Genomic DNA, 13,134 nt, shown 5'->3' on the forward strand with positions numbered 1-13,134 from the left:
GGTGTCCTTCAACGCAGTTCGCCGGCGGGTGCGGCGCGCGGGCGGCGGTTCTTCTCGGGCGGCAGGGGACGCAGCGTGGCGACGGTGAGCTGGTCGTCGCCGAAGTAGCGCCCGGCCACGGCCTGCACCTGCTCGGCGGTCACGGCCTGGAGCCGCGCGATGATGCGTTCGCCGGCGTCCAGCGGCAGGCCCTGGATCCACTGGCTGCCCAGTTCGCGCGCCTGCGCCATGACGGAATCGAGCTTGTAGGTCTCGCTGGCCACCCACTGCGTCTTGACGCGGGCGAGTTCGGCCGCGCCCACGCCGTCCTTCGCCACGCGGGCGATCTCGGCGCGCAGGGCGGCCTCCACGGCCTCGGTCGTCTTGCCCGGCGCCGGCACGCCGTCAAGCTCGAAGAGCTGCGGGCCGCGACCGATGAAGCCGGCACTGCTGCCGGCGGAGTCGGCCACGCGGTCCGGCCCCTGCGTCAGGGCACGGTCGAGCCGCGCGCCGGGGTAGCCGTCGAGCAATGCCGACAGCACCACCAGCGCCCAGGCGTCGCTCTCGCCGTCGAGGCTCTCCAGCCTGGGCGTGCGGAAGGCCAGCGCCACGTAGGCCTGTTCGGCCGGCGCCTTGAATTCGAGGCGCCGGATGCCGCGCTGCTCGGGCTCGACGCGGGGCTTGCGCACCGGCACCGCGCGCGCCGGGATGCGGCCGTAGTAGCGTTCGGCCAGGGCCCGCACCTTGGCGACGTCGACGTCGCCCGCCACCACGATCGCGGCATTGGCGGGCACGTACCACTTGGCGTGGAAGTCGCGCACGTCGTCCGGCGTCATGGCGTCGAGGTCGCTCATCCAGCCGATGATCGGCCGGTGGTAGGGCGAAGCCATGAAGACGGCGGCGTTCTGCTGCTCGCCGAGCAGCGCGCGCGGCTGGTCTTCGGTGCGCAGGCGGCGCTCCTCCTTGACGACCTCGATCTCGCGCTTGAACTCGATATCGGGCCATTGGTTGTTGGCGAAGCGGTCGGCCTCGATCTTCATCACGTCCTCGAGCTTGCCGGCCGGGATCTGCTGGTAGTAGCCGGTGAGGTCGCGCGAGGTGAAGGCGTTCTCCTGCCCGCCCAGCGCGGCCACCTGACGCGAGAACTCGCCCGGGGGAATGCGCTTGGTGCCTTTGAACATCATGTGCTCGAGCACGTGCGCGACGCCGGAGGTGCCGTCCACCTCGTCGATGGAACCCACGCGCACCCACACCATGTGCACCGCCGTGGGCGAGCGGCGATCGGGCTTGACGATCAGCGTCATGCCGTTGGACAGCGTGAACTGCTGGGCGCGCACGCCGCCGACCGAAGGCACGGACGAGGAAGCGGGAGCGGGAGACGGGGGAGAAGTCTGGGCGGAAGCCGGCAGGATCCAGGACGCCGCGAGCGCCAGGACCAGCACCGCGCCCGACGCCGAACGGCGTGGCAAGGGGTGTTTCATAGAATGGCTCGGATTGTAAAAAAGCACCGATGTTCAGTTTCTTCAAGAAAAAGCCGCAGCCCGACACCGTCGCACCGCCCGCTCCCGCGTCGGAACCCGCCGCGGTCGTGCCGCCGGCGGTTCCGGCCGCGAAGTCCGTGTTCTCGCCGTCGAGCTGGTTCGGCGGCAAGCCCGAAGCCGTGCCCGGGTCGGCGCCCGAGACACCGGCCATCACGCCGATCGTGCCACGTCCGCCGCAGGCACCGGCACCGGCGCCAGTCCTGCCTCCCCTCTCACCCGCCTTTCCCAGGTCGTTCCCGACGCCGACCGCCCGCCCCGCCCCATCGACCGAACCCACGCGCCAGGGCTGGATCGACAAGCTCAAGACCGGCCTGCGCAAGACCGGCACCGGCATCCAGGCCGTCTTCGTCAACGCGCAGATCGACGAGGAGCTCTACGAGGAACTGGAGACCGCGCTGTTGCTGGCCGACACCGGCGTCAAGGCCACCGAGTACCTGCTCGACGACCTGCGCCGCCGCGTCAAGAGCCAGATCGCCACCAACGCCCAGCAGGTGCGCGTGCTGCTCGCCGAGGCCATCGCCGACCTGCTGCGCCCGCTGGAGAAGCCGCTGGAGATCGGTCGCCACGTGCCGACGGTGATCATGGTCGCCGGCGTCAACGGCGCGGGCAAGACGACCTCCATCGGCAAGCTGACGAAGCACCTGTCCAGCGAAGGCGCCTCGGTGCTGCTGGCGGCGGCCGACACCTTCCGCGCCGCGGCGCGCGAGCAACTGCTGGTCTGGGCCGACCGCAACACGGTCGAAATCGTGAGCAACGCCGGCGGCGACCCCTCCGCCGTCAGCTTCGACGCCGTGAACGCCGGACGGGCGCGCGGCAAGGACGTGGTGCTCGTGGACACCGCCGGCCGCCTGCCCACGCAGTTGCACCTGATGGACGAGCTGCGCAAGATCAAGCGCGTGGTCGCCAAGGCGGACGCCACGGCGCCGCACGAGCTGCTGCTGGTCATCGACGGCAACACCGGTCAGAACGCCCTGGCGCAGGTCAAGGCCTTCGACGAGGCGTTGGGCCTGACCGGCCTGATCGTCACCAAGCTCGACGGCACGGCCAAGGGCGGCGTGCTGTGCGCCATCGCGCGCGAACGGCCGATCCCGGTCTACTTCATCGGCGTCGGCGAGAAGCTCGAGGATCTGGAAACCTTCGACGCGCGCGAGTTCGCCCAGGCGTTGGTCGGAACCGACTGAAAAGAGGCCGGCTGTCGGACGGCATCCGGCCGCGCTGCGGGCTGGACGGCGTCGGCCATCGCGAGGGGCATCGACCGGCGTCGGCCGACATGGCGGCGGTCCGTGCGGGCGCATCGTCCATCGCTCAAGTGGTTGCTCTGGCCCGGCTCCAAATGCTCCCAGAGCCGTCGTGCCACACATTGCTTTGTTCTCGGATTCGAAACAATGCATTCCGAAAACCGTTTGATTGATGCAGTTAGGCTCGGAACTACTGCTTTGGCACTCTCTCTAACCGAGTGCTAATATGACGAATCACAAAGGAGTTTCCCTGATGACATCGCTGTCTGGAGCCTCTATCGCGACCCACCAGCTCGCCGTTGCCAACCCGTGGTCGGTGGTGCCGCCGCTCGGCAACCTCGACGCCTACATCTCGACCGCCAACCGCCTGCCGTTGCTCACCCTCGAGGAAGAGCAGGGTTTCGCGCGCAAGCTGCGCGACCACAACGACCTCGAAGCCGCCGGCGCGCTGGTCCTGTCGCACCTGCGCCTGGTCGTCTCCATCTCGCGCCAGTACCTCGGCTACGGCCTGCCCCACGGCGACCTGATCCAGGAAGGCAACATCGGCCTGATGAAGGCCGTGAAGCGCTTCGACCCGGACCAGGGCGTCCGGCTCGTGAGCTACGCCATGCACTGGATCAAGGCCGAGATCCACGAATACATCCTGAAGAACTGGCGCATGGTCAAGGTCGCGACGACCAAGGCCCAGCGCAAGCTGTTCTTCAATCTGCGTTCCATGAAGCAGAACTTCAAGGCCGATGCCGCCGCGTCCGACAACGACACGCATCGCGACACCCTGAGCCCCGCCGAAGTCAGCGCCATGGCGACCAAGCTGAACGTCAAGCGCGAGGAAGTCCTGGAGATGGAGACGCGCCTGTCGGGCGGCGACGTGATGCTCGACCCCGGCCCGGCCGACGACGGCGACGAAGGCTTCGGTCCGATCGCCTACCTGGCCGACGCGACGCAGGAACCGACCGCGCAGTTGGAATCGCAGCAGCGCGACCGTCTGTCGAGCGAGGGCATTACGACCGCGCTCGAAACCTTGGACGACCGCAGCCGCCGCATCGTCGAGGAACGCTGGCTGAAGGTGAACGACGACGGCTCGGGCGGCATGACGCTGCACGATCTGGCGGCGGTCTACGGGGTCTCGGCCGAGCGCATCCGCCAGATCGAGGTAGCGGCGATGAAGAAGATGAAGAAGGCGCTGGTCGAGTACGCCTAAGCTCTCCCCCAGTCTTCGCGCACTGCGTGTCGCTTCGCCAACCCCCTTGCGGGGGCGATACCGGCGGCCCGGCGAAGCCGGTTCCGCGGTATCCCTGGCTTGGAGGGTGCGACGGTTTCGGGTTTCGCGCGTTGCGCAGTGGACTTGGTCAAGTCGATCGTCGCCTTGCCCCTCACTCGGTCTCGTTCAGGCTGAGCCGGTTCAGCCTTGGACCAACAACGCCTTCACGTCCGCCACCATTGGCGCGACGCCGGACCCGTAGCGGGCGTACAGGCGCAGCCGTCCTGCCGGGTCGTAGACGTAACTCGCGGCGGAGTGGTCCATGGAATAGCTCGTCGGCGTCGAGCCCTCGACCTTCTTGTAGTAGAACTTGAAGTCCTTCGACAGGGCGACGAGTTCCTCGGGCGTCGGGATCAGGGCGACGATGCCCGGGTCGAAGGCCTGGGTGTAGGCCTTCATGACCGGCGCCGTGTCGCGCTCGGGGTCGACCGTGACGAACACGACCTGCAGGCGATCGCCGTCCTTGCCCAGCTGCTGCCTGACCTGCGCCATCTCGGTCATGGTGGTCGGGCACACGTCCGGGCACTGCGCATAACCGAAGAACAGCACCACGACCTTGCCCTTGAAGTCGGCCATCGTGCGGCGACGGCCGTCGGCATCGGTCAAGGAGAAGTCCTTGGCGTAATCGGCACCGGTCAGGTCGACGGCATTGAAGCTCTGTTTCGGCGTCGATTCGGAGCACGCCGCGAGGCCGCCGCCGAGCAGCGCGAGCGCGCCGCCCCGGGCCACCGTCGAGGCGGCGATGCAATGGAGGAAACGACGCTTGTCCATGGAGGCCTTCGTGGATGTCGGGCCCACCGGGGCCGAAAGGATGATGCGGATCAGAAGACGTAGTGATCGACCAGCAATGCCGCGAACAGCACGCTCAGGTGGATCAGCGAGAAGCGGAAGGTCCGGCGCGCGAGGGCATCCGAGTACGCGCGCCACAGCGCGAAGGCGTAGCCGCAGAAACCCAGGCTGACCGCCACGGCCACCGCGAGGTAGAGCCAGCCGCTCATGCCGTAGATGAAGGGCAGCAGACAGGCGGCCAGCAGGATGAAGGTGTAGAGCAGCACCTGCAGCCGCGTGAATTCGTTGCCGTGCGTGACCGGCAGCATCGGCAGGCCCGACTTGCGGTAGTCCTCGACGCGGTAGAGCGCCAGGGCCCAGAAGTGCGGCGGCGTCCACAGGAAGATGATGAGGAACAGGATCATCGCCTCGGGACCGACGTCGCCGGTCATGGCGGCCCAGCCGAGCACCGGCGGCATCGCACCTGACGCTCCGCCGATCACGATGTTCTGGGGCGTCAGCGGCTTGAGGATGACGGTGTAGACCACGGCGTAGCCGACGAAGGTGGCGAAGGTCAGCCACATGGTCAGCGGATTGACCGTGAACCATAGCAACGCCGAGCCGGCCGTGCACAGCAGCGCGGAGAACACCAGCGCCTGGGTGTCGCTCAACTCGCCGCGCGCGGTGGGGCGCCACGCGGTGCGCTTCATGCGCGAGTCGATGCCCTTCTCCACCAGGCAGTTGAACGCCGCCGCCGCGCCCGCCACCAGCCAGATGCCGATGCAGGCGAGCAGGCCGCGCTGCAGGTCGGCGCCGGTGGGCACGCCCGGCACGGCCAGGACCATGCCGATGAGGGCGCAGAAGACGATCAGCTGCACCACGCGCGGCTTGGTGAGCGCATAGAACTGGCGCATCACGTTCGCGAGCGAGGCGCTCTGCGGCGCGGGGGTCGGCACGGGACGGCTCATGGGGTCGCGGCGCCCGTCGTCGAACCCGCGCGATCGCCATGCGGACGGGACGCCGCACCCGCCGTGCGGGGAGCGACCGCAACCGACGTGCGCCGGCTCTCGCACAGGGTCCAGGTCAGCACCACGGCCAGCGCCGCGGCGCCGCCGGTGTGCAGCACGGCCGCCACCAGCGGCCAGCCCAGCAGCACGTTGCCCAGGCCGGTGGCCAGTTGCAGCAGCGCCAGTCCGGCAAGCCACTTCGCCTGACCGCGCAGGGCCGGAACGTCGCGATGCAGCCGCCAGGCGAGCACGCCGATGGCGACGAACACCGCATAGGCCATCAGCCGGTGCACGTAATGGATCGCCGTCAGCGCCGAGAAGTCGATCGGCGCGCCCTCCGCGTCCACGCCGAGTTCGCGCCAGACCTGGAAACCCTGGGCGAAGTTCATCGGCGGCCACCAGCTGCCCTGGCAGGTCGGGAACTGGGTGCAGGCCAGCACCGCGTAGTTGGTGCTGACCCAGCCACCCAGGGCGATCTGCAGCGCGACCAGCGCGGTGGTGCCGACGAGCAGCGCACGCAGCGGCGCCGCGAGCGCCACGGGCGCGCGCCCGACCGCCGCCTGCTGGTAGCGCACGGCCTGGATGCACAGCAGGGCCAGCAGCACGACGGCGCCCAGCAGGTGCAACGTGACGATGGCGGGAAACAGCTTGAGCGTGACGGTCAGCGCGCCGAAGGCGCCCTGCAGGCAGACCCAGGCCAGCGTCGCCGCCGGCCACCAGGCGCTGAGCACGGCCGCCGCCGGAGCGTCGTCGGCCCGCCCCGCGCGCAGCGCGAGACGGCGCTGGCGGCGGCGCACGATCCAGGTGGCGACGGCCAGGGTCAGGATCAGCACGCCGACGCCGGTCGCGAGGTAGCGATGCACCATCTCGACCCACGCCTTGCCGTGCGTGACGGGGCCGGTCGGCTGCGCCGACTGCGCCATGGCGATCTCGTGGCGCGCGCCCACCGGGCTGGCGTTGCCGTAGCAGCCCGGCCAGTCGGGGCAACCCAGGCCGGAATCGGTCAGGCGCGTGAAGGCGCCGAAGAGCGTCAGGTCGAAGGTGAGGAACAGCGTGAGCACGGTCAGCGCGTGCAGCCGGCGCGCCGCCCCGGCGCCGGCATGGCGCCGCCAGACCCACAGGAGCGGCCCGAGCGCGAGCAGGATGCCCACGGCCATCAGCCACGCGATGGGCGTGAGGTCGTAGAGGGAGGTGGGGTCCATGGGCGGGGTGTCGATCGGTCGGGGCGTGGATTGTCGGCTGCGCCGGATCAGCGGCCGGGTTCGTCCCACGAGGACGAGGCGCGCAGCAGGCGTTCGAGGTCGCGCTTGGCGCGGCCGGCGCCCTCGGCGTCCATGCGGGCGGGAAACCGCATCATCCAGTTGCCCTGCGGATCGACGACGAAGAAATGCTCGGCCAGCGCGTGGCCTGCCACCGGCGCGAGCCATGCGGCCAGACGTTCGGCCGGCACGCGCAGCACGGTCGCGCCGCGCAGGCCGTTGTCCAGGCGCGCGGGGATCGGGGCGTCGTCGCTCACGAGCCAGACGCGGTCCAGGCGGTCCTTCTCGCGGCCCAGGCTCTCGCGCAGCTGGCGCTGCAGGTAGAGCTGGCGTTCGCACAGGGCGTCGCACGCGGCATCGGCGACCGTCACCAGCAGCCACTGGCCGTGGAGCGAACGCAGCGGCACGGCGCGGCCGTCCGGCGCCGTCGCACTCAGGTCGGGCAATGGGCGCTGCGGATCGATCAGTTCGCCGTAGACGCGCCGGCCTTCCGGGCGGATCACGTAGTAGGTGAAGTACGACGCGATCACCGGCGCCGCGCAGCACAGCAACACGACGACCATCTTCCAGCGCCCCAGCCGCGTGCGACGGACCTCGCCGTCGTCGAGCGCGTGCTGCGGCGACGGCAGCGAATGCACCGTCAGGCCGAGCGGCTCGTCGGCTTCAGCCACGGCGCTGCCGGCGCGACCGGCGCCAGGGGGCGATGAGTTGGAACCAGACATAGAGGAGTGCGACGAGTGCGGTCAGGCCGAACCACTGGAATGCGTAGCCTTGGTGCTTCTCGACACCGAGGGCCGGTGCCGGCCAGTCGCGCAGCAGGCCTTCGGAAGCCGCACCGGCCTGCTGCAGCGTGAGGTCGGTGCGCAACGGCAACCGGGTCTCGGTGCGGAATGCGGCGAGGTCCAGATTCTGCCGGATGGGCGAAGACCCCACGGCGCGGTCCCGGGCGGCGGTGATGGCGGCCGCCGCGGCGGCGTTGCGGGCGGCGGCGGACGCAGGGCGCGTGCCGGTGACGGCACCGGAGCTTGCGTCGGCGCCGGTCGATGCATCGGCGGCACCCGCGGTCGTGCCGCCCGCATCGGCATTCGGCGTCGGCGAGGACGCGCCTGGCGTCGCGGGCGCAGCCGGATCGACAGGGTCGGCGACGCCGGTGGACGTGGACGCGATCGTCGCCGCCACAGTCGCGACCGCGTCGGAGGCCGCGCTGGCGGCGGCCGCGGCCCAGGCCTCGGGCGTCGATGCGTCCGAAGCCGCCGGCAGCGGTGCCTCGGCCTTGCCCAGATCAAGCAGGCGGCCCGGCGGGGGCGCCACGAGCGCGGTGATCTCGACCAGTCCGCTGGGCGTCTCGATCGGTGCGAGCTGCGCGCGGTCGGTGAAGTTGCGCGGGATCCAGCCGCGCTGCACCAGCACGGTCCGCTCGCTGCCTTCGAGGGCGAACGGGGTCAGCACGTAGAAGCCGGTCAGGCCGTGCATCTGGCGGTTGTCGAGGTAGACGGTCTGCGGTGCCAGCCACAGCCCGCGCAGGCGCACCGGCCGATGCAGGACCGGCGCCGGATCGCCCAGCGCCAGGAACTCGTCCTGGCCGAGCGGCGGCCGCAGCTTCTGCGCTTCGATGTCGGCCTGCAGGGCGATCTTCTGCGCCGCCCGCGAGAGCTGCCAGCGGCCCAGCGACGCGGTGGCGGCCAGGGTCAGCAGCGTCGCCAGCGTGACCAGGGCGAAGCGCCATGGATTCCATCGCTTCGGCAGCCGCACGGCGCGATCCGGTCGTGAAGCCACGGGCGGTGCCGATGGCGTCGTCGCCGATCCCGGCTGCGGCGCCGCCGGCTCGACCGCCTGGGCCTGCGGCGGTGGCGAGGACGAGGAGAGCGACGGCATCATCGCGGGCTCCGGCCGGTCGGCGGCCGCTTCCGGCCTGAGATGGAGCGGCGGCGGGGCGAGCGGCTGCGATGGTGCTGGTGCCGATGCCTGTCGTGCCGACGGCGCTGGCGACGGCGACGGCCGTGCCTGCGCCGACGACGGCATCCGGGGCCTCAGCCGAGGCTGTACTTGGCGCTGCGGCTGCGGCCACGCCTGCAGCGACGGCTGCGACCACGACACGGTCTTCACCTGCGCGGGAGAAGCCCCAGGCCGATAATCCGACCCATGAAATACCTCATCGTGGCGGCCTTCGTCGGCATCCTGGGCAGCCTGGGCTGGGCGCTCGTCTCGATGCTGCGAGGCGGCGGGCGCGACGGACGCGCCAGGAGCGGCAGCATGGCGCGCGCGCTCACGGTGCGCATCGGCCTGTCGGTGCTGCTGTTCGTCTGCCTGTTGACGGCGTGGAAGCTGGGCTACATCCAGCCGGGCGGACTCCCGGTCGGCAAGTAGGTCGTGCTCGTTCCAGGTCCAGAACGACGCCGCCGCGCCCCGCCCTCTTCCTGGAAGCCATGAAAAAAGCGCCTTGCGGCGCTTGGTGTTCGTGCCGGGGTGGTCGTTCAAAGCCAGTACACCATCACGTAGAGGCCCAGCCACACGACGTCGACGAAGTGCCAGTACCAGGCCGCGCCCTCGAATCCGAAGTGACGCTCGGGCGTGAAATGGCCGCGCTGCAGGCGCAGCGTGATGAACAGCAGCATCAGCATGCCGATGAACACGTGCAGGCCGTGGAAGCCAGTCAGCATGAAGAAGGTCGAGCCGTAGGTGCCGGAAGTCAGCTTCAGGTTGAGTTCGGTGTAGAGGTGGTAGTACTCGTAGCCCTGCACGCCCAGGAAGACGATGCCCAGCAGCACGGTGAGCCACATGAAGCGCACGCACTGGGCGCGGTGGTCGGCGCGCAACGCGTGATGGGCGATGGTCAACGTCACGCCGGAGCTCAGCAGCAGGGCCGTGTTGATGGTGGGTAGCCAGAACGGGCCGACGGTCTGGAAGGGCTCGACGATGTCGGCCGGCGAACCGGTCACGCCGGCCGCCATGCTCGGCCACACGGCCTTGAAGTCGGGCCACAGCAGCGCGTTGTCCAGGCTGCCGAGCGCCGGCAACGCGTGGATGCGCGCCCACCACAGCGCCGTGAAGAAGGCGCCGAAGAACATCACCTCGGAGAAGATGAACCAGCTCATGCTCCAGCGGTAGGACAGGTCGATGCGGTGGCTGTACTGGCCGCCCTCGCTCTCGCCGATCGCGTCGCGGAACCACTGGTAGAGCACGCCCCACCACCACAGCAAGCCGAACGCGAGCGAGTACGCCCCCCACTGGTGGCCGTTGATCCACTGGCCCGCGCCCAGGATCACGAAGAACAGGCCGATCGACGCCATGAGCGGGTGGCGCGACGGCCCGGGCACGAAATAGTAGGGCGTCGCGCCGTGCGTGGTTGAACTCATATCAGCTCCTGCTTTCTTCTCTCGATTCGGTTGTTCTCTTGATCCGACCCTGGCGCTTGCATGCGGTGCCGCCGGTGCCTCAGGCCGCCACCACGTGTCGGACCAGCACGATCAGCGCCACGACGAACACGATCACCGCCACCAGGCCCACCACCACGATGTGCAGCGGGGTGAGCCGGGCGATGTCTTCCTGGTAGGCGCTGTTCTTGCGCACGCCGAAGAAACCCCAGGCCACCGCCTTGACGGTGCGCCAGATGCTGCCACGGCCACCGCGTGCCTTCTCGTCGCCACCGCCGCGGGCCGGGCTCACGAGCGTGGCTCCGTGACGGGCACGAGCGGGGCGGCCGATGCGGTCGGCGCGGCGGGCGTCTTGCCGCCGACTTCGAAGAAGGTGTAGGACAGGGTGATGGTCTTCACGTCTTTCGAAATCTTCGGATCGATCACGAAGGCCACCGGCCATTCCTTCTTCTCGCCGGCCTCCAAGGTGTATTGGCTGAAGCAGAAGCATTCGAGCTTGTTGAAGTACGGCGCGGCCTGCGCGGGGGCGTAGCTCGGGATCGCCTGCGCCGCCATGCGCCGGTTCTGCACGTTCTGGAATTCGTACATCACCGACTTCAGCTCGCCCGGATGCACTTCGATGGAACGCTGGGCCGGCTTGAAATCCCATGGCCCGCGCACGTTGGCGTCGAACTCGACCGTGATGGTGCGGCTCATGTCGACCTGCGAGTTCTCCGGCACGCGCACCTGCGCGCCAGCACTGCCGTTGCCCGGCACCTGCCGCTCGGTCAGCGAGAGGATGTTGATGCCCGTCATCTCGCAGATGTGGCGGTAGACCGGAATGAGCACGTAGCCGAAGGCGAACATGCCGCAGGCCACCACGGCGAGCTTGCCCACCATGCGGAGGTTCTCGCGACGCAGCCGTTGGCCGATGGTCATGGGGTTCCTCGGACTCAGCGGCCGAACACGACCATGCGCACGAGGAAGCCGACGAAGAACAGGATGGCGATGGAGGCCAGCGTCAGCCCCATGCGGCGGTTGTTCTTCTTCTGTTCGGGCGTCATGGCCATGGTCGTGCGTCGGCTCGTCGGCGGGTCAGCCGATGATCTTGGAAGCCGTGGCGTCCAGGCGCGGCGGCGTCTCGAAGGTGTGGAACGGCGCCGGCGACGGCACTTCCCACTCCAGCCCCTCGGCGGCCTCCCACGGCTTCTGCGGGGCCTTCTCGCCCTTGCCCATCATGGCGGGCAGCACGACGAACAGAAAGAAGTAGACCTGCGCCAGACCGAAGGCGAAGGCGCCGACGCTGGCGACCGCGTTGAAGTCGGCGAACTGCATCGGGTAGTCGGCATAGCGGCGCGGCATGCCGGCCAGGCCCAGGAAGTGCATCGGGAAGAAGGTGACGTTGAAGGAGATCAGCGACCACCAGAAGTGCAGCTTGCCGCGCGCCTCGCTGTACATGACGCCGGTCCACTTGGGCAGCCAGTAGTAGACGCCGGCGAACATGGCGTAGAGCGAGCCGGCCACCAGCACGTAGTGGAAGTGCGCCACCACGTAGTAGGTGTCCTGCAGCTGGATGTCGATCGGCGCCACGGCCAGGATCAGGCCGGTGAAACCGCCCATCGTGAACACGAAGATGAAGCCGACGGCGAACAGCATCGGCGTCTCGAAGGTCATCGAGCCCTGCCACATCGTGGCGATCCAATTGAAGATCTTCACGGCGGTGGGCACGGCGATCAGCATGGTCGCGTACATGAAGAAGAGCTGGCCCGTGACCGGCATGCCGGTCGTGAACATGTGGTGCGCCCAGACGATGAACGACAGGATGGCGATCGACGAGGTCGCGTACACCATCGAGGCATAGCCGAAGAGCTTCTTGCGCGCGAACGCCGGCACGATCTGGCTGATGATGCCGAAGGCCGGGAGGATCATGATGTAGACCTCCGGGTGGCCGAAGAACCAGAAGATGTGCTGGTACATCACCGGGTCGCCGCCGCCGGCGGGGTTGAAGAAGCTGGTGCCGAAGTGGCGGTCGGTCAGCGTCATGGTGATGGCGCCGGCGAGCACCGGCATCACGGCGATCAGCAGGTAGGCGGTGATGAGCCAGGTCCAGCAGAACATCGGCATCTTCATGAGCGTCATGCCGGGGGCGCGCATGTTGAGGATGGTGACGATGATGTTGATCGACCCCATGATCGACGAGGCACCCAGCAGGTGCATCGCGAAGATGCCGGCGTCCATCGACGGGCCCATCTGCAGCGTGAGCGGCGCGTAGAGCGTCCAGCCGGCCGCCGGCGCGCCGCCGGGCATGAAGAAGCTCGACACCAGCATGAGCGCGGCCGGGATCATCAGCCAGAAGCTGAAGTTGTTCATGCGCGCGAACGCCATGTCGGAGGCGCCGATCTGCAGCGGGATCATCCAGTTCGCGAAACCGACGAAGGCCGGCATGATCGCGCCGAACACCATGATCAGCCCGTGCATGGTGGTGAACTGGTTGAAGAGTTCGGGGTTGACCAGCTGCAGACCAGGCTGGAACAGCTCGGCGCGGATCAGCAGCGCCAGCACGCCGCCCACCATCAGCATGGTGAAGCTGAACAGCAGGTAGAGCGTGCCGATGTCCTTGTGGTTGGTCGCGAACAGCCAGCGGCGCCAGCCGGTGGGCGCGTCGTGGTGCTCGTCGTGGGCGTGGTCGCCGTGGGCGTGGCCGTGGGGGTCGAGGACTGCGCTCATG

Annotated in this window: 14 protein-coding genes; 3 read left to right on the forward strand and 11 right to left on the reverse strand. The window is 69.0% G+C overall.

The window, feature by feature from the left end; translation table 11 throughout:
* Nucleotides 1-8 precede the first annotated feature (8 nt).
* Nucleotides 9-1,460: a M16 family metallopeptidase gene (locus ABID77_RS08265; RefSeq protein ID WP_429593611.1), complete on the reverse strand. Its 1,452-nt coding sequence runs from the start codon at nt 1,458-1,460 to the stop codon at nt 9-11.
* Nucleotides 1,461-1,489: 29 nt separating this feature from the next.
* Between ABID77_RS08265 and ftsY the strand changes: the two genes are divergently transcribed.
* Together ftsY and rpoH are read left to right on the forward strand one after the other, a co-directional pair.
* Nucleotides 1,490-2,701: a signal recognition particle-docking protein FtsY gene (gene ftsY, locus ABID77_RS08270; protein WP_429593613.1), complete on the forward strand. Its 1,212-nt coding sequence runs from the start codon at nt 1,490-1,492 to the stop codon at nt 2,699-2,701.
* A 310-nt stretch (nt 2,702-3,011) separates the two neighbouring features.
* The gene (rpoH, locus tag ABID77_RS08275; RefSeq protein ID WP_429593616.1) at nt 3,012-3,959 is read left to right on the forward strand and encodes an RNA polymerase sigma factor RpoH; all 948 of its coding nucleotides are present in this window, start codon (nt 3,012-3,014) and stop codon (nt 3,957-3,959) included.
* A gap of 201 nt (nt 3,960-4,160) precedes the next feature.
* Here the strand turns inward: rpoH and ABID77_RS08280 are convergent, their stop codons facing one another.
* From ABID77_RS08280 to ABID77_RS08300, 5 genes are read right to left on the reverse strand one after another with little or no spacing between them, the layout of a single operon-like run.
* Nucleotides 4,161-4,790, reverse strand: a complete 630-nt coding sequence (locus ABID77_RS08280; RefSeq protein WP_429593619.1) for an SCO family protein — start codon at nt 4,788-4,790, stop codon at nt 4,161-4,163.
* A gap of 50 nt (nt 4,791-4,840) precedes the next feature.
* Entirely contained in the window at nt 4,841-5,755 is a 915-nt protein-coding gene (gene cyoE, locus ABID77_RS08285) for a heme o synthase (protein WP_429593622.1), read from the reverse strand.
* Nucleotides 5,752-6,996 carry a COX15/CtaA family protein gene (locus ABID77_RS08290; RefSeq protein WP_429593625.1) on the reverse strand — a complete coding sequence of 415 codons (1,245 nt, stop codon included), beginning with the start codon at nt 6,994-6,996 and terminating at the stop codon, nt 5,752-5,754. The genes cyoE and ABID77_RS08290 overlap by 4 nt, the downstream gene beginning before the upstream one ends.
* Nucleotides 6,997-7,043: 47 nt before the next feature.
* Nucleotides 7,044-7,775, reverse strand: a complete 732-nt coding sequence (locus ABID77_RS08295) for an SCO family protein (RefSeq protein ID WP_429593628.1) — start codon at nt 7,773-7,775, stop codon at nt 7,044-7,046.
* Nucleotides 7,717-9,075: an SURF1 family cytochrome oxidase biogenesis protein gene (locus ABID77_RS08300; RefSeq protein ID WP_429593631.1), complete on the reverse strand. Its 1,359-nt coding sequence runs from the start codon at nt 9,073-9,075 to the stop codon at nt 7,717-7,719. Before ABID77_RS08300 ends, ABID77_RS08295 begins: the two co-directional genes overlap by 59 nt.
* A 120-nt stretch (nt 9,076-9,195) precedes the next feature.
* Between ABID77_RS08300 and ABID77_RS08305 the strand changes: the two genes are divergently transcribed.
* Complete coding sequence (locus tag ABID77_RS08305) at nt 9,196-9,420, forward strand: twin transmembrane helix small protein (RefSeq protein WP_429593634.1); 225 nt, start codon at nt 9,196-9,198, stop codon at nt 9,418-9,420.
* A 107-nt stretch (nt 9,421-9,527) separates the two neighbouring features.
* Here ABID77_RS08305 and ABID77_RS08310 read toward each other — a convergent pair whose 3' ends face one another.
* The 5 genes from ABID77_RS08310 to ctaD form a co-directional block, all read right to left on the reverse strand.
* On the reverse strand, nt 9,528-10,409 hold the full coding sequence (locus tag ABID77_RS08310) for a cytochrome c oxidase subunit 3 (RefSeq protein ID WP_429593636.1): 882 nt from the start codon (nt 10,407-10,409) through the stop codon (nt 9,528-9,530).
* Between the two features lie 79 nt (nt 10,410-10,488).
* Nucleotides 10,489-10,719, reverse strand: coding sequence for a DUF2970 domain-containing protein (locus ABID77_RS08315; protein WP_429593638.1), 231 nt, complete (start codon nt 10,717-10,719; stop codon nt 10,489-10,491).
* The gene (locus tag ABID77_RS08320) at nt 10,716-11,345 is read right to left on the reverse strand and encodes a cytochrome c oxidase assembly protein (protein WP_429593641.1); all 630 of its coding nucleotides are present in this window, start codon (nt 11,343-11,345) and stop codon (nt 10,716-10,718) included. The genes ABID77_RS08315 and ABID77_RS08320 overlap by 4 nt, the downstream gene beginning before the upstream one ends.
* A gap of 14 nt (nt 11,346-11,359) precedes the next feature.
* A complete protein-coding gene (locus ABID77_RS08325) occupies nt 11,360-11,470 on the reverse strand; it encodes a cytochrome oxidase small assembly protein (protein WP_429593643.1) in 111 nt (36 codons plus the stop codon).
* Between the two features lie 31 nt (nt 11,471-11,501).
* A complete protein-coding gene (ctaD, locus tag ABID77_RS08330; RefSeq protein WP_429593646.1) occupies nt 11,502-13,133 on the reverse strand; it encodes a cytochrome c oxidase subunit I in 1,632 nt (543 codons plus the stop codon).
* Between the last annotated feature and the right edge of the window lies 1 nt (nt 13,134).

This window comes from Variovorax sp. PvP013 (genome assembly GCF_050435945.1).
Taxonomy (GTDB): Bacteria; Pseudomonadota; Gammaproteobacteria; order Burkholderiales; family Burkholderiaceae_C; genus Variovorax.